Below are 19,264 nucleotides of genomic sequence, written 5' to 3' on the forward strand. Positions count from 1 at the left end.
GTAGCACCTCTGAGAGAGGGCAGGGGCCATGCGAACGGTGAGCCGCACCGGACTGGTGAGCGCGGGCCTGGGGTTGGGCGCGGTCGGCGGGTTCGTCGGCAGCCTGCTCAGGGAACGGAGCGCTCTGACTGCCGCCCGCGACGCGGCGGGCGAAGGAAGCGAGGAACAGCCTTCATGGGGCGTCGGCTCGTACCGCTCACGCTGGACAACCTTCAGGACCTTCCCAAGCGCTGTCGCACGTGTGTCTTCTGGGAGTTGGATCCAGTCAGTGGCGAGGCCGCGGTAAAGGCGGGCACACCCGCCCTTGAGAAGGAAGCCTGGATCTCCGCCGTCCTGCTGGACTGGGGGTCCTGCGGCAGGGTCGTCTACGTCGACGACGTACCGGTGGGCTTCGTGCTCTACGCTCCTCCCGCGTACGTCCCCCGCTCGACGGCGTTCCCCACGAGCCCTGTCTCCCCCGACGCGGTGCAGTTGATGACCGCGTTCATCATGCCGGGCTACCAGGGGCAGGGGCTGGGCCGGGTGATGGTCCAGACGGTCGCCAAGGATCTGCTGCGGCGGGGCTTCAAAGCGATCGAGGCGTTCGGAGACGCACGCTGGAAGGAGCCGGCCTGTGTCCTTCCTGCCGACCATCTCCTGGCGGTGGGCTTCAAGACCGTCCGGCACCATCCGACGTATCCCCGGCTGAGGCTGGAGCTGCGTTCGACGCTTTCCTGGAAGGAAGACGTGGAGATGGCGCTGGACCGGCTCCTGGGTGCCGTACAGAAGGAACCAGCACTGCGTCCGCTCTGACCGGCACCGCATCCGCTCGTATCAACGCGAATGGGCCAGCCCGGCGGGGCTGGCCCATTCGTGTTTCACGTGAAACGTCACTCGGCGATGAAGTCCTCGAGGTCGCGGACGATCGCGGCCTTCGGCTTCGCGCCGACGATGGTCTTGGCGACCTCGCCACCCTGGTAGACGTTCAGGGTCGGGATGGACATGACGCCGTACTTGGCGGCCGTACCCGGGTTCTCGTCAATGTTGAGCTTGACGACCTCGATCTTGTCGCCGTATTCGGCGGCGATCGCCTCGAGGGACGGCGCGATCTGGCGGCACGGACCGCACCAGGCGGCCCAGAAGTCCACCAGTACGGGCTTGTCGCTCTTCAGGACGTCCTGCTCGAAGGAGTCGTCAGTCACATTCTTCAGGGTGCCGGCCACGGCGGGCTCCTTAACTTGATCGTGCGGTGGGGCGGATGGGGGTTCGGGGTCAGACGGTGGTCTTCGCGGGCTCGGCGTTCTCCTCGTCCGCGAGGGCGGAGAGGAAGCGCTCGGCGTCGAGGGCGGCGGAACAGCCGGTGCCGGCAGCGGTGATCGCCTGGCGGTAGGTGTGGTCGACGACGTCACCGGCGCCGAAGACACCGGTCAGACTCGTTCGCGTCGAGGGCGCGTTCACCCTCAGGTAGCCCTCGTCGTCCAGCTCCAGCTGGCCCTTGAAGAGCTCGGTGCGCGGGTCGTGGCCGATCGCGATGAACAGACCGGTCACCGGGAGCTCGGAGATCTCGCCGGTCTTGAGGTTGCGCAGCGACAGCCCCTCCAGCTTCGGGTCACCCTTGATCTCGGCGACCTCGCTGTCCCAGACGAACTTGATCTTCGGGTCGGCGAACGCGCGGTCCTGCATTGCCTTGGAGGCGCGCAGCGAGTCGCGGCGGTGGACGATCGTCACGGACCTGGCGAAGCGCGAGAGGAAGGTTGCCTCCTCCATCGCGGTGTCACCGCCACCGATCACGGCGATGTCCTGGTCCTTGAAGAAGAAGCCGTCACAGGTGGCGCACCAGGAGACACCACGGCCGGAGAGGGCGTCCTCGTTCGGCAGACCGAGCTTGCGGTGCTGGGAGCCGGTCGCGACGATGACGGCCTTCGCCTTGTGGACCGTGCCCGCGGTGTCGGTGACGGTCTTGATCTCACCGGTCAGGTCGACGTTGACGACGTCGTCCGGCAGGAGCTCGGCACCGAAGCGCTCGGCCTGGGCGCGCATGTTGTCCATGAGCTCGGGGCCCATGATGCCGTCCTGGAAGCCCGGGAAGTTCTCCACCTCGGTCGTGTTCATCAGTGCGCCCCCCGCGGTGACGGCGCCCTCGAACACCAGCGGCTTCAGCGACGCGCGCGCGGTGTAGAGCGCCGCCGTGTAGCCGGCGGGCCCGGAGCCGATGATGATCACGTTACGGACGTCGCTCACGGCTTGTTCCTCGTCTCTGGACTGCGTCGTAGGTCCGGTGGGAGTACCTTTCAGAACTCTCACCCCACCCAACGGATCCTAAGGGGCGCGCATTCCCACTGTGTCCGGGCACACGGAGACGCGACACCGTACGGGACTACCACGCCGGACGGAGGCGAAGCGTTTGTGCTCAGGAGCGCGTGTAGGACTGCTTCAGCAGCACCTTGGCTGTGCCGGACGACGGATGGTCCACGCAGGCCGCATCGACGATGTACGCCGTGACGCGGGCCGGACCGGAGGCGTCGGGCAGCACCACCAGCAGTGCGTCCTTCCCCTCGTAGATGCCCTTCTCGGTGGCGAGCGCCGCGTCGTTGCGGCCGATGCCCTGCTGGACGCATTCGGGAACCGTGGGCTTCTTCAGGACCCTGGGGGAGTCGGTGCCGACATTGCCCTCCACACCCAGGCTGTGCGGAGTGCGGGAGCCGCCCGCCTCGCTCTTGCTCTTGGCGAGGAGATCAGCGACCTGCGTCTCCAGCCTTCCCTCGGAGAAGGTGTCCGAGGCGGCCTCCTGCCCGCCTACGTCGGGGCCGGATGGCTCGCCGTCGAGCGATGACACCAGCAAGGAGCCGAATCCCAGAGCGGCGGCGGTGAAGACAGCGCCCAGGACGGCGATCCTGCGGCGCCCTCCCCTCTTGTGCTCCTTACGGCCGGGACCCGTGGTCGAGGTACGGGCGCGGCCCGTCGGACGGTCCGTCGTGGCCGGTGTTTCACGTGAAACGCGAGCGGTGTCGTCCACGTCCGGCAGGGAGCTGGACGATGCGGCGGGCGCCGCGCTGTCCCCTGCATCGGGCGGTGCCGTGGCGTGGAGCAGGGCCTCCGCGGCCAGGGCGGCATCGATCCGCCCCGCGACATCGGCCGGCATGCGGGGCGGGCCCGGCAGAGTCCCGAGCAGCCCCCGGATCTCCTCCAGCGACGCATGGACGTCCGCGCACAGTTCGCACTCGTCCAGATGCCGCCGTACATCGGAGGTCCGGGAGGGCGGGAGCAGGCCTTCGGTGAGGTCGGAGATCTCCGCGACGTCCGGGTGTCCGGCCGTGTCCGTCGTGGATGTCACGCTCGCCCACCTCCGCCCTTCACAGCAGCTGAATCACTTGGCCCCGTATCCGGCGGACCCGTATCCGGCGGTCCCGCATCGTGCGGTCCCGCATCGTGCGGTCCCGCTGCGGGTGGGACGGATGTCCCCTGCGCGCGGTTCCGTCCCGAGGCCGGTTCCTTGCTGTCTCCGGGGTTTTCCGGCCGCAGATGGGTCAGCAGGGGCAGGAGTCTGGCTCTGCCACGGGCACAGCGGCTCTTCACCGTGCCCGTGGGAATGTCCAGCATCCGGGCGGCTTCGGCTACCGGGTAACCCTGCATGTCCACCAGGACGAGGGCGGCCCGCTGGTCGGGGGGAAGGGTTCCGAGCGCGTCGAGGAGCTGGCGGTGCAGGTCGTTGCGCTCTGCCGGTGCCGAGGCCGACTCGTGCGGCTCCAGCAGCTGCTCCAGACGCTCGGTGTCGTCGATCGGAGACGTCTTGCGGGAAGCCGCCTTGCGGGCACGGTCGAGGCAGGCGTTCACCGTGATCCGGTGCAGCCACGTCGTGACGGCCGACTGGCCACGGAAGGTGTGGGCGGCCCGGTAGGCGGAGACGAGGGCGTCCTGCACCGCGTCAGCGGCCTCCTCGCGGTCTCCCAGGGTGCGCAGGGCTACCGCCCAGAGCCGGTCACGGTGCCGCCGGACGAGCTCACCGAAGGCGTCGGGGTCGCCCTCCACATGGCGGGCCAGGAGGTCCTGATCGCTCGCGTCGCCATATGCGGTGCCATCTGCCATCGGACCCCCCTCCTTTGTCTGCGGTGAGCTCTCAGCCGGTGAACTTCACGTCGGTGATGGCCTGTTTGTAGCCGGCTCCGCTGTACCCGTCCGGGTCGGCGTCTGCGCGCGGCAGCGCGGTGAGCCACACGAGCACGTACCGCGTCTTCACCGTTTTGGTGACCTTCACCGTGGCGGTGTTCCCGCTCGTAGTGAGGGTGCCGATCTTCTGCATCGAGCTGAGCGATCCCGGAGACAGCGAGTCGGCCGCGTACAGCTCGACGGTCGTGTGATCGCCTGCGTAGCGGAGCCCGAGAGTCGCCGTGGCGACGGTCTGGGCCGAGCCGAGGTCGTAGACGATGCCCACGCCCGGCTTGTACGGCGCGAGCGGCGGACCCTTCACGAAGGTGCTGGTCCGCCAGTACGTCGAACTGTCGCCGTCGAGCGTCTTGTCGACGTCGTTGGGGTGCTGGGAGTCGCCCTGGGCGACGTACTCCTGCGCTCCCTGGACCTTGAGCGCCTTGGTCGGCTTGGGGGTTTTACCGGCCTTGTCGTTGCCGTCCGTCGGCTGGGTCTGGTTCGTGTCGTCGGACTTGTCGCCCTGGTCCATGAGCGCGTCCGCCAGCTGCCAGCTGCCGAGGCCGAGCGCGGCGATGAGCAGCGCGGATACGGCCCACTTCAGGGCCTTGCCGGTACGGCTCTGCAGCGGGGCGGGCGGCGCCGGCACGGGCTGGGTGGCGCCAGGGTGCGGCGCCGGGCGGCCGTACGTGCCCTGCTGGTACGTCGTGCGCTGATACTCGGGCGGGGCGGTGAACGCCGGCTCCGGCGGGCGGATGCGGGGCATCTCGCCGATCGCCTTCACCAGTTCCTCCGGCGTGGTGCACGGCGACTCGTGACGGGAGGCGGTGGCGCCGTCGTTGGCGAGTGCCCGCATGGAGAGCTCGGAAAGCCCGCGGTGAACTCCCGCACGCACCTGGTCGGGGGCGATGAGGCCGACGTCCTTGGGCAGGCCCGACAGGCCGTAGGCGTCGTTCTCGTACGGCCAGCGCTGGGTGAGCGCCGCGTACAGCAGGGCGCCGATCGCTTCCGTGTCGGTGCGCTGCGGGGTGTCCGAACTGATGCCGCGCAGCGCGGCGTTGACGGCGAGGCCCCGGATGCGCCACTGGCCGCTCGACGTGCGCAGGACCGCGTTCGGGTTCAGGCGCAGATGTGCGAGGCCCTCGCGGTGGGCGGCGGCCATGGCCGAGGCGACCTGACTGACCATCTGGTAGGCGTCGTACACCTCCAGCGGACCCGGAGCGAGGAGCGTGGTCAGCTCGGTCGCGTCGGGGAGCCACTCGTGCACGACGTAGACGAGGTCGTTCTCCTCGACGGCGTCGAGGACCTGGACGAACCGGGGATCGCCCAACAACGCGGAGGAACGGGCCGCCGCGAGGACGGAACGGGCCCGTGAGTGGTCCGCGGGCAGGATGTGGACGCCGACGGCACGACGGAGCTTCTCGTCGACGGCACGCCAACTGCTGAAACCGTCCAGACGAGTGACGCACTCCTCGAGACGGTAGCGTCTGGCGAGTTTGTGACCGCTGTGCAGCTCGGGTGGTGAGACCCTCCCGGGACTCTCGGTCCCGCCACTCCCCTGTGCCTCGACGTTGTCCGTGTCCCGCTCCCGGTTCTGGGCCTCCCCGTCGGCCGTGGACTGGTCCGCCTTGGCGGTCAGCGGCTCGTCGCCGCTGTTGTCTGCCACGTCGACGGCAGCCGTGCTCCGTTCCGCCACCGTCGTTCCTGCCTCCCCATCCGTTGCGCGCCGTGCGACGCAGAATCCAATTGTGCCCACAGTCCGCCGCTATGCACGACACACGATGGCGGACGATGGTTGTGCGCTTACCCCCCGCGTCACCGCCCCAGGCGCCCGCGGACCATGCCAACCAGTGAGTTCAACTCCTCGATGCGCATGCGGCGGGCGGCGACGTAGAAGATTCCGAGCAGTACGGCCCCGCCGACCAGCAGCGCCGCGAAGGAACCGGCGACGCCCTGGCCGAGGGTGTGGCCGAGCCCGTAGCAGGCCGCGCCGGCCAGCAGCGCCGCAGGCACCGAGGCGATGCCGAGCCGCGCGTACGTCCGCAGCACGCGGGCCCCGTCCAGGTCCCCGCCGAGCCGTTTGCGCAGCCGGTTCCAGGCGACGCCGACGCCGATCGCATAGGCGAGACCGTAGGCGGCGGACATGCCGACCACGGCCCAGCGGGACGGGAGGACGAGGTAGCAGAGCACCGAGGCACCGGCGTTGACCGCGGCCACGATGACCGTGTTGTAGAACGGGGTCCGCGTGTCCTCGTAGGCGTAGAAGGCCCGCAGGACGACGTACTGCACGGAGTACGGGATCAGGCCGAGGCCGAAGGCCATCAGCATGAAGCCCATGTTGGTCGCCTCGCTCGTGCCCGAGGAGCCGAAGATCAGCGTGCACATCGGGATGCCGAGGGCGAGGAAGCCGAAGGCGATCGGCACGATCGCGACGGCGGTGGTGCGCAGGCCCTGCGAGATGTCGTCGCGGACGGCGCCGCCGTCGCCCTCGGCCGCCGAGCGCGAGATGCGCGGCAGCAGGGCCGCCATCAGCGAGACGGTGATGATGGCCTGCGGCAGGCCCCAGATCAGCTGGGCGTTGGCGTAGGCGGCGAAGCCGGTGCCGTCGACGGGCGAATCCTTGCCCGCGGCGGTGGACAGCTGGGAGACGACGATCGCGCCGGCCTGGTTGGCGAGGACGAACAGGACGGTCCACTTCGCCAGCGTCACGGCCTTGCCGAGGCCGTGGCCCTTCCAGTCGAAGCGCAGGCGCACCCGGAATCCGGTTTCGCGCAGATACGGGATCATCGCGAGGGCCTGTACGACCAGGCCGAGCAGGACACCGATACCGAGGAGCCGCTGGCCCTCGGGGGGAATGTTCGTGACCTTCATTCCGGAGTCGGCCGAAGTGCCGTACACCCACATGAACATGCCGAGCGTCACGATGATGACGATGTTGTTCAGAACCGGCGTCCACATCATCGCGCCGAACTTCCCGCGCGCGTTGAGGATCTGTCCCATCACGACATGGATGCCCATGAAGAAGATCGAGGGCAGGAAGTAGCGGACGAAGGTGATGCCGACCTCGTTGGCCGCGGGATCGTCGGCCACCGAGTCGGACAGCAGGCGGATCAGCAGCGGCGCCGCGAGGACCGCGAGCGCGGTGAGTACGCCCAGCGCCACCATGACCAGGGTCAGCAGGCGGTTGGCGTACGCCTCGCCGCCGTCCTCGTCCTCCTTCATGGCACGCACCAGCTGCGGCACGAAGACGGAGTTGAGGCCGCCGCCGACGGTCAGGATGTAGATCATCGTCGGCAGCTGGTAGGCGACCTGGAAGGTGTCGCCGAGCAGGCCGACGCCCAGCGCCGAGACGATCAGCGCGGAGCGGATGAAGCCGGTCAGACGGGAGACCATCGTGCCCGCCGCCATCACGGCGCTCGACTTCAGCAGGCCCGAGGCCCGCCCGCCCTTCTTCGCAGCCGGGGAGGGCGCGGGGTCGGGGACCGGAGCGGGAGGTTCGGCGGCGGCCGGCGGGGATGCCGCCGGGTACGGCCCTGCGGTCGGTGCCTGGGCCGGGCCGGGCACCGACGGGTGCTCCGCCGGCGGGCGCCCGCCGCCCTGCTGCTGGTCGCGGAAGAGGTGCGCGAAGGCGTCCGGCTCGTGGTGTTCCTCGCCGGCCTGGGTCATGAGGTCGTCGACGCCCACGAACCGGGTCGTACGGGGGTCGTCGCCGTACGGCAGGTACTGGGTCGGGCCCTCCGGCTCGGGTGCCGGGGTCTGCGCCCACACGTTCGGGTCGGGGGCGTACGGCGACTGGGGCGGTCGGCCGTAGAGCGGCTGCTGCGGCTGGTACGCGCCCGGGGGCGGCGGGGGGTGCGCGGCACGGTCGTAGAGGGCCTCGGCGACCGGGTCCTGGGCGTGGAGGTCCTGCGCCTGGTAGGGATCCTGGTCGTAGGCGTCCTGGAGGTACATGTCCGCGGGAGGCTGCGGCGGTACCTGGCCGTGCTCGGGCGGCGGGCCCTCGGGGTGGCCCGAGCTGCCCGCGGCCTGGCCGCGGTCACCGTCGTACGGCGCGTTCATGGTTACCCCACCTCATCGTCCCGGGCCCACCGGCCACGCCATCCTCAACGGTCCACTCTCTCACCCGTGCCGGACGGGCCTGCGCTTTCCACTGGGGTGTCAGCTGTCGGGTCACTCGGCTGCTCCGGCTCGTCTGCCCCGGGCCGGGTGCCCGACTCCTCCTTGAGACGGTCATCGGGGCCCTCGGGGTTCTCCGGGCCTGCCATGGCTTCGTCCGACTCGTCAGGACCGTCTGCCTCGGCCTCGCGGGCGGCAGCGCGCTTGCGCTGCGTGTACATACGGAAGCCGGCCAGGACGAGCAGGAGGAAACCGCCGCCGATCACCAGCATCACGGTGGCTGTGAACTCGGTGACCTTCACTTCGAAGCTGACCTCGTCGCCGTACTTCTGTCCGTCCTCCGTGTACAGCTGGGCGATCACCGTGGCCTGGCCGTTGGCCTTGGCCGTCGTGGTGAACTTCACTGTCTGGCTGTGCCCGCCGGAGACCGTGACCGGCTGATCCTCGTAGGCATCGCCGCCGATCTCGAGGCGCGGGCTGGTCGATTTGAGCCGCAGCACCAGGTGCTCGACGCCCTGGACCAGATTGTTCTGCACGGTCACCGGGATGGTGGCGCTGCGGCCGGAGAGCTTGGTCGGGGACTTGTCGATCAGCTTGACCTGGTCGGTCAGGCTGTCGAGATACCGCTTCACACCGTCGCGATAGCCGGCCGCCTCGGTGGCACGACCGCGCCAGGACGAGGACATCTCACGGTTCATGGCCCGCCCGAAGGGGGTCACCACCCGGGACTCGTCGCTGAGGATCACCTTGAAGTTGTCGAGCTTGTCCTGCGTGCTCGCGATCTGCTGGAAGGCCGCCCGCCGCAGCTCCTGCTTGCGCAGTGAGGACGGGTACGCGGACTTCGACGGAACCTTCGTCGTGGCCCCGGGGTCCGGCTTGGCCTTGGCGGCTGCCGTGAGGTCCTGGGACTCGGACCAGTTTCCGCCCTGGAGCGCCGTGATCGCCTCCGCCATCGCCTGTGCCTGGCGGGCCGACGGCATGCGCTGCGGGGCGACGACGATGCTGCGCTGCTTGTTCGTCTGGACATCGAGGGCCAGGCTCTGGGCCAGGAAACGCTGCACGGCGAGCGTGGAGGCGGAGGCCCTCGTCAGGTCGCCCTGGAAAGCCACCGACATCCTGGCGTCCGCGACGACCGCCGTGGTGCCGCCGCCGATGGGGCGGGGCGCGGAGGGCGTGTACGGCAGGCCGCCGGTCTCCTCCAGGCTGTCGCTGCGGGCTATCACCTTGTCGGCGCCGGCAGAGGTGGCGACCTTGACGATCGACGGGTCGACGGCTCCGTCCACGGGCCAGGCGAAGTCGGTGGCCGGTTTCACGTGGAGGATCGGCTCCACGGTGTTGGCGACGACGTCGGTGGCCTCCTTGAGATGGCTCAGCGAGCCGGTGACGCTCGTGCCGTTGTGGGCGAGGGAGGCCAGGTCCGGGTCGGCGAAGGGGAGGGCGACGACCTCCTTGTCCGCCACCGCGTTCTGCAGCTCGGCGAGCCACTGCTTGGCGAGCGCCTGGTGGGTGCCCGCGGTGGTGGTGCCGTCCTCGCCCTGAATCTCGTAGCTGCGTGTCATCGCGTCGACGGACGCGAGCAGGTCCGGGTCGATCACCCAGGTGACGTCCAGGCCCTTGCCCAGCGACAGGAGCTGGTCCAGGCGCCCGCCCGGCGAGATGTCCTCGGCGAGGTCGTCGTTGAGGAAGACCGGCGTCTGCTGCTCGTTCGATCCGGTCTGCGCCGTCATGTGGACGGTGGAGACGAGCGGCCACAGATACGTCGTCTTCGTCTTTGTGTCCGCCTCGTCCGGCTGCCACGGCAGGAACGTCCGCTGGATGCCCAGCACCTGGTCCCACGGCTGGGCGGATGTCTGCCCGGACAGGGAGACGGCGAACTGGTAGACCCCGTCGTCGCCGAGGTCGAGCTTGTCGACCGGCACGGAGATCGAGAAGTGCTGTGCGACGCCCGGAGTGAGTTTGGAGAACTCCTCCACGTACTTGCCGCCGACCTCTGCGCCGGTGGCGGCCTGGACGTCCGTGCTGTTCCGGGATGCGTCGTCGACGGAGGAGCGGGTGGTCAGCTGGGTTCCCACACGCAGTCCCACGTGGGCGTCCGTGACCGGCTGCTTTCCGTTGTTGGTCACCGTGCCGGACACGGTCAGCGTGTCGCCGTCCGTGGGGACACCGGGGCTGAGGGTGTCGAGGTTGACGTCCACGGTGCCCGAGCTGGTGGCGGCCTTCGGGGAGGCCTGCTCCACGGCTTGTGCGGAGGGGGCGGGGGGCAGCTGGAACAGGCCGGCCAGCAGGGGCGCGCCGGCCAGGAGTGCTCCGGTGCGCCGCAGCCACCGGCGGGCAGGTGAGGGACTCGTCCCCTGGAAGTCTGCCGCCTCGGCCACGCGTTCGTCCGTCCCTCGTCGTCAGTGGTCGTCGGGATGTGCGTCCACGCATGGTAACGATGCCCGCGGAGGGGAAGTGCCGCGGACTGCTCCGCAAGATCGGGAAAGCGCAGCGAGCTATCCCTTATGTACATGTATAAAGCGAAGCGCCTTCCTGCACCTCCAGGGCGGCGCTTGTGCGGGTATGGACAGACATATCCGCGCGTGGATGTGCACGTTTTAATGGAGGCGCTTACGGCCGCCCGGGCCACGTACCCTCTTCTGTTGTGCCGAACGCCAACGAAGAAACCCCCAGTGCCCTGAGTCAGGTGCAGCACCGCGCGGTGATCGAACTGCTGCGGGTCGCCCCTGTCGCCGACGACCTCGCCCGCCGCTTCCAGGAGGCCGGGTTCTCCCTCGCGCTGGTCGGCGGCTCGGTCCGGGATGCGCTGCTCGGCCGGCTCGGCAACGACCTCGACTTCACGACCGACGCCCGCCCCGAGGACGTGCTCAAGATCGTGCGGCCATGGGCGGACGCGGTGTGGGAGGTCGGGATCGCCTTCGGGACCGTCGGCGCACAGAAGGACGGCTACCAGGTCGAAGTGACCACCTATCGGTCCGAGGCCTACGACCGCACCTCACGCAAGCCCGACGTGTCGTACGGCCACTCCATCGAGGAGGACCTCGTCCGGCGTGACTTCACCGTGAACGCGATGGCCGTCGCGCTCCCGGAGAAGGAGTTCATCGACCCGCACGGAGGACTCGACGACCTCGCGGCGCGCGTACTGCGCACGCCGGGCACTCCCGAGGGGTCCTTCTCCGACGATCCGCTGCGGATGATGCGGGCCGCGCGCTTCGCCGCCCAGCTCGACTTCGAGGTGGCTCCGGACGTCGTCGCGGCGATGAGGGACATGGCCGGGCGTCTCGAGATCGTCTCGGCCGAGCGGGTGCGGGACGAGCTGAACAAGCTGATCCTCTCCGCCTGTCCGCGCAAGGGGCTGGCGCTGCTGGTCGACACCGGACTCGCCGATCATGTGCTGCCCGAGCTGCCGGCCCTGCGTCTGGAGAGCGACGAGCACCACCGGCACAAGGATGTCTACGAGCACACGCTGATCGTCCTGGAGCAGGCGATCGCACTGGAGGAGGACGGGCCCGACCTGACCCTCCGCCTGGCCGCGCTGCTGCACGACATCGGCAAGCCGCGTACGCGTCGCTTCGAGAAGGACGGCCGGGTCTCGTTCCACCACCACGAGATGGTCGGGGCGAAGATGACAAAGAAGCGCATGACAGCTCTGAAGTACTCCAACGAGCTGGTGAAGGACGTTTCCCGTCTTGTCGAACTTCACCTGCGCTTCCACGGTTACGGAACCGGGGAGTGGACGGACTCGGCTGTTCGCCGCTACGTCCGTGACGCGGGCCCGCTTCTCGCCCGTCTCCACAAGCTGACCCGCTCGGACTGCACCACCCGCAACAAGCGCAAGGCGGCCACGCTGTCGCGTGCCTACGACGGTCTGGAGGAGCGGATCGCCCAGCTCCAGGAGCAGGAGGAGCTGGACGCGATCCGCCCGGACCTCGACGGCAACCAGATCATGGAGATCCTCGGTGTCGGGCCCGGCCCGGCCGTCGGGCGGGCATACAAGCACATGCTGGAGCTGCGTCTGGAAAACGGGCCGATGGAGCACGATGAGGCGGTGGCGGCCCTCAAGGAGTGGTGGGCCGAGCAGAGCTGAGGCTGTGACGCGGGTCATGTTTCACGTGAAACATGACCCGAGACGCGCCGAGGGGCGGTGTTTCACGTGAAACACCGCCCCTCGGCGCATGGGGAGGCCAGATCAGGCGTCCGTCAGGCACAGCAGGAACTCTTCCCCGTCACCCGTCTCGGCGTAGAAACCGGTGGCGCCGTCGACCTTGCGGCACTCGGTCTCGGCCGTGATCTCCGAGTAGTGGCCCTTGATCTTCTTGAGGACCTTGGCCTCGGCGTCCGAGGAGCTGCAGTCCACAACCTCCATGCGGTCCGAGGACGAGGACGCGGACTTCAGGCAGTCGCCCACGTTGGCGTGATCGGCGTCGTCCTGGCTGGCTATGTAGCCGACCACAGCCATGACGACGACGGCCACGACGATGACGATGTTCTTGATCGTCTTGAAGCTGAACTTGCGGCGAGGCTGCTCCGGCGGGACCGGCGCGTACGGAGCCGCGGCCTGCTGGGGGAACCCAGGCTGAGGCGGGTACGGGGCCTGCCCCTGGGGCTGGCCGACGGGCTGCTGACCCTGAGCGAAGGGGTTCTGGCCCTGGGGCGGCGGAGTGGTCACTTGGGGATCCCCCTAGAACATAGGCGCGTGACGCGAACATGGTGCGAGATAAGACGCACGTAAGTTACCGGTCCCCTGTGACAACTCTGTAGTCCAGAGTGGCTCTGTGGCATTGATGTGACACTTACTGGCTCTCAAAGCGGGCCATAACGCCAGCAACTGCTCCGTAGATAACGGCGATTGTGACCACCAGCGGAACCGAGCGGCCGTCCGGTGGCAGCATGACGGCGGCAACCGCGGCCGCGGCGACGAAGGCGACGTTGAAGAGCACGTCGTAAACGGAGAAGATCCGGCCACGGAAGCCGTCGTCGACCGAGGCCTGCACGAGTGTGTCCGTCGAGATCTTCGCGCCCTGCGTGGTCAGACCCAGGACGAACGCCGCGGCCAGCAAGGGCCCGATGGCGAACGGGAGACCGAGGGCGGGCTCCAGGACCGCGGCCGCCCCGGCACACACGACGATCCAGCGGCCGGGCCCCAGTCGGCCGGCCGCCCATGGCGTCACCACGGCCGCCGCGAAGAATCCGGCGCCGGAGGTGCCCAACGCCAGCCCCAGCAGGCGCAGTCCGTCGTCCGGGTCCGAGGACAGGGCGTACCGGCAGAGCATCAGCAGCATGACCGTCAGGGCGCCGTAGCAGAACCGCATCAGGGTCATCGCGGCGAGCGCCCACGCGGCCTCCCGGCGGGACGGCTCGGCAAGATGGCGTAGCCCCGCCGCCAGGTCGCGAGAGGCGCCGACGAGAGCCGTCCCGAGCTGCGGCTGCACCAACTCGTGGTCGGGCCCCAGCAGTTCCGGTGCGATGCGCAGTGAGGCGAGCGTCGCGCACAGGTACAGGGCGGAGCCCAGCAGCACCACGGCGGCGTCGGAGTCCGCGACCACCAGCCGTACGAGGAAGGCGAGACCGCCGCCCACCGTCGCGGCGAGCGTCCCGGCGGTCGGAGAAAGGGAGTTGGCGATCACGAGGCGCTCGTCGTCGACCACGCGCGGCAGCGCTGCGGACAGCCCCGCCAGGACGAACCGGTTGACGGCGGTGACGGACAGGGCGGAGACGTAGAAGAGCCAGTCGGGGGCGTGGCTGATCATCAGGACGGCCGTCGCCGACGCCAGCAGGGCGCGCAGCAGGTTGCCGTACAGCAAGACCTGACGGCGCCGCCAGCGGTCCAGCAGGACGCCGGCGAAGGGGCCCACCAGCGAGTACGGGAGCAGCAGGACCGCCATGGCGGACGCGATCGCGGCGGCTGAGGTTTCCTTCTCCGGTGAGAAGACGACGTAGGCGGCGAGCGCGACCTGGTAGACGCCGTCGGCGCCCTGGGACAGCAGGCGAACGGCGAGCAGGCGTCGGAAGTTCCGGAAGCGGAGCAGGACGCGCAGATCACGCACGACGGACATGGGGCACAGCCTCACATACGCGAAGGGTCCCCGGGCGCAATGCCTCGGGGACCCTCAACAGCCCACTGGGGGAGCCTGGTCTCGCTAGCGCTCGACCTCGCCCTTGATGAACTTCTCGACGTTCTCGCGGGCCTCGTCGTCGAAGTACTGGACCGGCGGGGACTTCATGAAGTACGAGGACGCCGAGAGGATCGGGCCGCCGATGCCGCGGTCCTTGGCGATCTTCGCGGCACGCACGGCGTCGATGATGACACCGGCGGAGTTCGGGGAGTCCCAGACCTCGAGCTTGTACTCCAGGTTCAGCGGGACGTCACCGAAGGCGCGGCCCTCGAGGCGGACGTACGCCCACTTGCGGTCGTCGAGCCAGGCGACGTAGTCGGACGGGCCGATGTGGACGTTGTTCTCGCCGAGGTCCCGGTCGGGGATCTGGGAGGTGACTGCCTGCGTCTTGGAGATCTTCTTGGACTCCAGGCGCTCGCGCTCGAGCATGTTCTTGAAGTCCATGTTGCCGCCGACGTTCAGCTGCATCGTGCGGTCCAGGATGACGCCGCGGTCCTCGAACAGCTTCGCCATGACGCGGTGCGTGATGGTGGCGCCGACCTGGGACTTGATGTCGTCGCCGACGATCGGGACGCCCGCCTCGGTGAACTTGTCGGCCCACTCCTTGGTGCCGGCGATGAAGACCGGAAGGGCGTTGACGAAGGCGACCTTGGCGTCGATGGCGCACTGGGCGTAGAACTTCGCCGCGTCCTCGGAGCCGACGGGCAGGTAGCAGACCAGGACGTCGACCTGCTTGTCCTTGAGGACCTGGACGATGTCGACCGGGGCCTCGGCGGACTCCTCGATCGTCTGACGGTAGTACTTGCCCAGGCCGTCGAGGGTGTGGCCGCGCTGGACGGTCACGCCGGAGTTCGGCACGTCGCAGATCTTGATGGTGTTGTTCTCGGAGGCACCGATGGCGTCCGCAAGGTCGAGGCCGACCTTCTTCGCGTCGACGTCGAAGGCGGCGACGAACTCCACGTCACGGACGTGGTAGTCGCCGAACTGGACGTGCATCAGGCCGGGGACCTTGGACGCCGCGTCGGCGTCCTTGTAGTACTCGACTCCCTGAACCAGCGACGCGGCGCAGTTGCCCACACCGACGATGGCTACGCGAACCGAACCCATTCCGGTTGCTCCCTGTGTGTACGGGTGAGGCCCTGGCAGGGACCTCACGTGGCGGTGTCGCCGGGCGTATCCGGCCGGGGGGTGTCCCCGGTCCGGGGCAGGACGCCCGGCGCTCCCTCTGTGGTGTCGCGAGCGGTTTCTCCGTGGGCGGGCCCCTTCAGGTCCCGGCCCGCCCGCTCGCTCTCGATGAGCTCGTTCAGCCAGCGCACTTCGCGCTCCACGGACTCCATCCCGTGACGCTGAAGCTCAAGCGTGTAGTCGTCGAGGCGCTCCCGGGTGCGCGCCAGGGAGGCGCGCATCTTCTCCAGGCGCTCCTCCAGCCGGCTGCGTCGGCCCTCCAGCACACGCATGCGTACGTCGCGTGACGTCTGCCCGAAGAAGGCGAAGCGAGCGGCGAAGTGCTCGTCCTCGTACGCGTCGGGGCCCGTCTGCGAGAGCAGCTCCTCGAAGTGTTCTTTTCCTTCCGCCGTCAACCGATACACGATTTTGGCGCGACGTCCCGCGAGTGGTGCCGCGAGGGCGTCCTCGTGAGTGTTCCCCGTCTCTTCGATCAACCAGCCGTTGGCGACCAGCGTCTTGAGGCAGGGGTACAGCGTCCCGTAGCTGAACGCACGGAACACACCCAGTGACGTATTGAGTCGTTTGCGCAGCTCATAGCCGTGCATCGGGGACTCGCGGAGCAGGCCGAGTACGGCGAACTCGAGGATCCCGGAACGCCGGCTCATCGTCGCCTCCTCTCTGCCGCGGACGTGCCGTCAGGTCTCTATGCCGAGCTGATGTATCGACTCGATACATCAAGACGATAGAACGGCCTTCCGGATGCGGCAAGACAGGAGACGGTGAACGGGATCACATCACCGATTCTTCGGAAGTGAATTGTCCGATTTGGTGTGGACTTCGGGGCTAGGCGGGTTTTGCCGGTGCGTAGTCTGGGCGCCATGCACATCACCGGGAACCGAGTGACGTTTGGGGACGTCCTCGTCCCCGGTGCAGTACGGGTGAATGCGGAACCGACCACATCCGTACTTCGGGGGGACCGGAAACCAGCCGCCGTTTCCAGGCGCGCAAGGGTGCGCCTGCCCGAGGAGTAATCGTTCGATGAGCGAGCACCGTCGCAAACCGCAGCCGCCGCAGGGAGGCGGACGTGCCGCGGCCCGACGCGGCCAGTCCGGACCGTCCTCCGGCCGCCGTGCGGCACCGCGAGGCGCCACCGGGTCTCCTTCCGACTCGTATGGGTCGGATGCTTACGGCCGGGGAGGTGAAGAGCCTTCGTACGGCGGCCGCGCCGAGGCGCGGCGGGCAGCGCAGAGAAGCGGCGGCGGCCGCCGCAGAGCAGCCGAGCCCGCCGGCCGCCGCGGCCCCGGGCGAGGCAGGGGGCGCTCGGCGCCGCCCACGAAGAAGCGGTTCATCGACTACCCGCGCGCGGGCAAGTACGGCCTGGCGCGGTGGGTGCCGTCGTGGAAGCTCGTGACGGGCCTGTTCCTCGGCTTCATCGGGACCCTGGTCGGGGTCGCGGGTATCGGGTACGCCATGGTGAGCGTGCCCAACATCCAGGAGACCGCGGAGGCGCAGAACAACGTCTACTACTGGTCCGACGGCACCCAGATGGTGGCCACCGGTGGTGAGACGAACCGCCAGATCATCAACTACGCGTCCATCCCCACGGCCATGCGGTACGCCGTCATCTCGCAGGAGAACAAGACCTTCGAGACCGACCGGGGCATCGACCCCAAGGGCATCGCCCGCGCCGTGTTCAACATGGCCAGGGGCGGTGATACGCAGGGCGGTTCCACCATCACCCAGCAGTACGTCAAGAACGCGCGGCTGGACGACCAGTCCCAGACCTTCTCGCGGAAGTTCCAGGAGATCTTCATCTCCATAAAGGTGAACGCCACGGTCTCGAAGTACGAGATCATGGCCGGCTACCTGAACTCCGCGTACTACGGCCGCAACGCCTACGGGCTCCAGGCGGCCGCGCGCGCCTACTTCAACAAGGACGCCGTCAACCTGGACCCCGGTGAATGCGCCTTCCTAGCGGCCATGCTCAAGGGCGCCACGTACTACGACCCGGCGGGCGCGACGAACGTCGACTCGGCCGCGACTGCCACCGCGAACGCCAGGCGTGCCAAGATCCAGATGCAGGACACGCTCGACAAGATGGTCGAGTACGGGCATCTGAGCCCCTCGGTGCGGGCCAAGTACACGGACCTCCCCGACTGGAAGAACCCGCGCTCGAACACCGCGCTGAGCGGGCAGATCGGCTACCTCGTCGACCTCGCCAAGGGCTATCTGATCAACAACACGAACATCACGGCGGACGACCTGCAGCAGGGCGGGTACTCGATCTACACGACCTTCGACAAGAAGAAGGTCAACGAGCTCGAGGAAGCCGTCACGAAGGTTCGGAAGGCGAACATCGATCCGAAGAAGCGCCCGGACACGGACACCCACGTCCAGTTCGGCGGGGCTTCGGTGGATCCGGCGACCGGGGCCATCAGGGCCGTCTACGGCGGTGAGGACGCGACCAAGCACTTCACCAACAACTCCGACTACACCGGTGTCCAGATCGGTTCGACGATGAAGGCGTTCGTCGTCGCGGCGGCGATGAAGTGGGGTGTACGGGATCCCGAGGGTCCCGCCTCACAGGCCCAGGACGAGCGCACCGTCGTCTCTCCGAAGAGCCTGTACAGCGGCAAGAACAAGCTCAAGATCGAGGACTACCAGGGGAACGTCTGGAGGAACGAGAAGGGCGAGGAGTGGCTGCAGACCAACGACGGCAATCAGTCGTACGGCAGCCCGCCGAACTACCAGATCGACCTCCGCGAGGCGATGAGGGAGTCGGTGAACTCCGCCTTCGTGCAGCTCGGCATGGACGTCGGTCTGGACAAGGTGAAGGAGTCAGCCGTCGCCGCGGGCATCAAGCCCGACAGCCTCGCCGGAACCGGCTTCCCGTCCTTCTCCATCGGTACCTCGGCCCCCAGCGCGATCCGCATGGCAGGCGCGTACGCCACGTTCGCGGCCAGCGGTGAGCAGCGCGATCCGTTCTCCGTCGCGAAGGTCACGAGCAAGGACGGCACGGTCTACAGCCACACGACCCGGACCGTGCAGGCCTTCGAGTCGAAGGTCGCCGACAACGTCACCGACATCCTCAAAACCGTGGTCGAGAAGGGCACGGGTACCAACGCCCAGCTGACCGGCCGTGACGTGGCCGGAAAGACCGGTACCACCGACGGCAACAAGTCCGCCTGGTTCGTCGGCTACACGCCGCAGCTGTCCACCTCGATCAGCATGTTCCGGTACGACGACGATGAGACCAAGAAGAACCGCACGTTCCTGGAGATGTACGGAACGGGTGGCCAGAAGAAGATCCACGGTGCGTCGTTCCCGGCCCAGATCTGGCACGACTACATGGAGCAGGCGCTGAAAGGGGAGGCTCCGGAGCCGTTCCCGGCCCCGGAGCCCATTGGTACGGTCGTCAACGACGTTCCGACTCCGACTCCGACTCCCACGTTCAGTGAGACCCAGGAGGCCAGTCCCACCCCGACCCCCACGCCGAGCGAGACGCCGACCTCCCCGTCGCCCTCCGCGAGCGAGTCCTGCAGGTTCGGCTGGCAGTGCGACGATTCCTCCGGAGGGACCGATGGGGGCGTGACCTCCTCGCCCTCGGTCTCGGCCACGGAGTCGTCCGGGAACGGCAACACCAGAGGCAATGGCAACGGCGGACTCTTCGGGGGCTCGACCGGCTAGTCGCCATATCGCCCGTCGAGGCTGTTTCACGTGAAACAGGGGCCGCCGCATCCACAGGG

Annotated in this window: 14 protein-coding genes; 3 read left to right on the forward strand and 11 right to left on the reverse strand. The window is 68.5% G+C overall.

The window, feature by feature from the left end; genetic code table 11:
- Positions 1–174: 174 nt before the first annotated feature.
- Entirely contained in the window at positions 175–792 is a 618-nt protein-coding gene (locus ACZ562_RS06175; RefSeq protein ID WP_150945295.1) for a GNAT family N-acetyltransferase, read from the forward strand.
- 77 nt (positions 793–869) lie between these two features.
- Here ACZ562_RS06175 and trxA read toward each other — a convergent pair whose 3' ends face one another.
- The 7 genes from trxA to ACZ562_RS06210 all read right to left on the reverse strand — a co-directional run bounded on the left by trxA (position 870) and on the right by ACZ562_RS06210 (position 10,613).
- Positions 870–1,202 (reverse strand): thioredoxin, encoded by a 333-nt coding sequence (trxA, locus tag ACZ562_RS06180; RefSeq protein WP_003991504.1) that lies wholly within the window; start codon positions 1,200–1,202, stop codon positions 870–872.
- Positions 1,203–1,251: 49 nt separating this feature from the next.
- Complete coding sequence (gene trxB / locus ACZ562_RS06185) at positions 1,252–2,220, reverse strand: thioredoxin-disulfide reductase (protein WP_471174446.1); 969 nt, start codon at positions 2,218–2,220, stop codon at positions 1,252–1,254.
- Positions 2,221–2,389: 169 nt separating this feature from the next.
- Complete coding sequence (locus ACZ562_RS06190; RefSeq protein ID WP_471174447.1) at positions 2,390–3,313, reverse strand: anti-sigma factor family protein; 924 nt, start codon at positions 3,311–3,313, stop codon at positions 2,390–2,392.
- The gene (gene sigM, locus ACZ562_RS06195; protein WP_471174448.1) at positions 3,310–4,065 is read right to left on the reverse strand and encodes an RNA polymerase sigma factor SigM; all 756 of its coding nucleotides are present in this window, start codon (positions 4,063–4,065) and stop codon (positions 3,310–3,312) included. The genes ACZ562_RS06190 and sigM overlap by 4 nt, the downstream gene beginning before the upstream one ends.
- A gap of 31 nt (positions 4,066–4,096) precedes the next feature.
- On the reverse strand, positions 4,097–5,818 hold the full coding sequence (locus ACZ562_RS06200) for a protein kinase family protein (RefSeq protein ID WP_471174449.1): 1,722 nt from the start codon (positions 5,816–5,818) through the stop codon (positions 4,097–4,099).
- A gap of 119 nt (positions 5,819–5,937) precedes the next feature.
- The gene (murJ, locus tag ACZ562_RS06205) at positions 5,938–8,181 is read right to left on the reverse strand and encodes a murein biosynthesis integral membrane protein MurJ (RefSeq protein WP_471174450.1); all 2,244 of its coding nucleotides are present in this window, start codon (positions 8,179–8,181) and stop codon (positions 5,938–5,940) included.
- A gap of 44 nt (positions 8,182–8,225) precedes the next feature.
- The gene (locus tag ACZ562_RS06210; RefSeq protein ID WP_471174451.1) at positions 8,226–10,613 is read right to left on the reverse strand and encodes a DUF6049 family protein; all 2,388 of its coding nucleotides are present in this window, start codon (positions 10,611–10,613) and stop codon (positions 8,226–8,228) included.
- Positions 10,614–10,879: 266 nt separating this feature from the next.
- On the opposite strand from ACZ562_RS06210, the gene ACZ562_RS06215 reads away from it, so the two are divergent.
- A complete protein-coding gene (locus ACZ562_RS06215; protein WP_471174452.1) occupies positions 10,880–12,322 on the forward strand; it encodes a CCA tRNA nucleotidyltransferase in 1,443 nt (480 codons plus the stop codon).
- Positions 12,323–12,424: 102 nt separating this feature from the next.
- Here ACZ562_RS06215 and ACZ562_RS06220 read toward each other — a convergent pair whose 3' ends face one another.
- From ACZ562_RS06220 to ACZ562_RS06235, 4 genes are all read right to left on the reverse strand, one after another.
- Positions 12,425–12,904, reverse strand: coding sequence for an LppU/SCO3897 family protein (locus ACZ562_RS06220; RefSeq protein WP_471174453.1), 480 nt, complete (start codon positions 12,902–12,904; stop codon positions 12,425–12,427).
- 124 nt (positions 12,905–13,028) lie between these two features.
- Positions 13,029–14,291, reverse strand: coding sequence for an MFS transporter (locus tag ACZ562_RS06225; RefSeq protein ID WP_471174454.1), 1,263 nt, complete (start codon positions 14,289–14,291; stop codon positions 13,029–13,031).
- An 84-nt stretch (positions 14,292–14,375) separates the two neighbouring features.
- Positions 14,376–15,458: an inositol-3-phosphate synthase gene (locus tag ACZ562_RS06230; RefSeq protein WP_471174455.1), complete on the reverse strand. Its 1,083-nt coding sequence runs from the start codon at positions 15,456–15,458 to the stop codon at positions 14,376–14,378.
- A 44-nt stretch (positions 15,459–15,502) separates the two neighbouring features.
- Positions 15,503–16,183: a PadR family transcriptional regulator gene (locus tag ACZ562_RS06235; RefSeq protein WP_471174456.1), complete on the reverse strand. Its 681-nt coding sequence runs from the start codon at positions 16,181–16,183 to the stop codon at positions 15,503–15,505.
- A gap of 373 nt (positions 16,184–16,556) precedes the next feature.
- Between ACZ562_RS06235 and ACZ562_RS06240 the strand changes: the two genes are divergently transcribed.
- The gene (locus ACZ562_RS06240; RefSeq protein WP_471174457.1) at positions 16,557–19,205 is read left to right on the forward strand and encodes a transglycosylase domain-containing protein; all 2,649 of its coding nucleotides are present in this window, start codon (positions 16,557–16,559) and stop codon (positions 19,203–19,205) included.
- Positions 19,206–19,264: the final 59 nt, after the last annotated feature.

Source organism: Streptomyces sp. NPDC040410 (assembly GCF_055595715.1).

What these genes read in the sequence shown, in the direction of transcription:
- murJ (WP_471174450.1), bottom strand. Translation starts at nt 8,181, where the DNA reads ATGAACGCGCCGTACGACGGTGACCGCGGCCAGGCCGCGGGCAGCTCG.
- ACZ562_RS06175 (WP_150945295.1), top strand. Translation starts at nt 175, where the DNA reads ATGGGGCGTCGGCTCGTACCGCTCACGCTGGACAACCTTCAGGACCTT.
- ACZ562_RS06230 (WP_471174455.1), bottom strand. Translation starts at nt 15,458, where the DNA reads ATGGGTTCGGTTCGCGTAGCCATCGTCGGTGTGGGCAACTGCGCCGCG.
- sigM (WP_471174448.1), bottom strand. Translation starts at nt 4,065, where the DNA reads ATGGCAGATGGCACCGCATATGGCGACGCGAGCGATCAGGACCTCCTG.
- ACZ562_RS06225 (WP_471174454.1), bottom strand. Translation starts at nt 14,291, where the DNA reads ATGTCCGTCGTGCGTGATCTGCGCGTCCTGCTCCGCTTCCGGAACTTC.
- ACZ562_RS06240 (WP_471174457.1), top strand. Translation starts at nt 16,557, where the DNA reads ATGAGCGAGCACCGTCGCAAACCGCAGCCGCCGCAGGGAGGCGGACGT.
- ACZ562_RS06235 (WP_471174456.1), bottom strand. Translation starts at nt 16,183, where the DNA reads ATGAGCCGGCGTTCCGGGATCCTCGAGTTCGCCGTACTCGGCCTGCTC.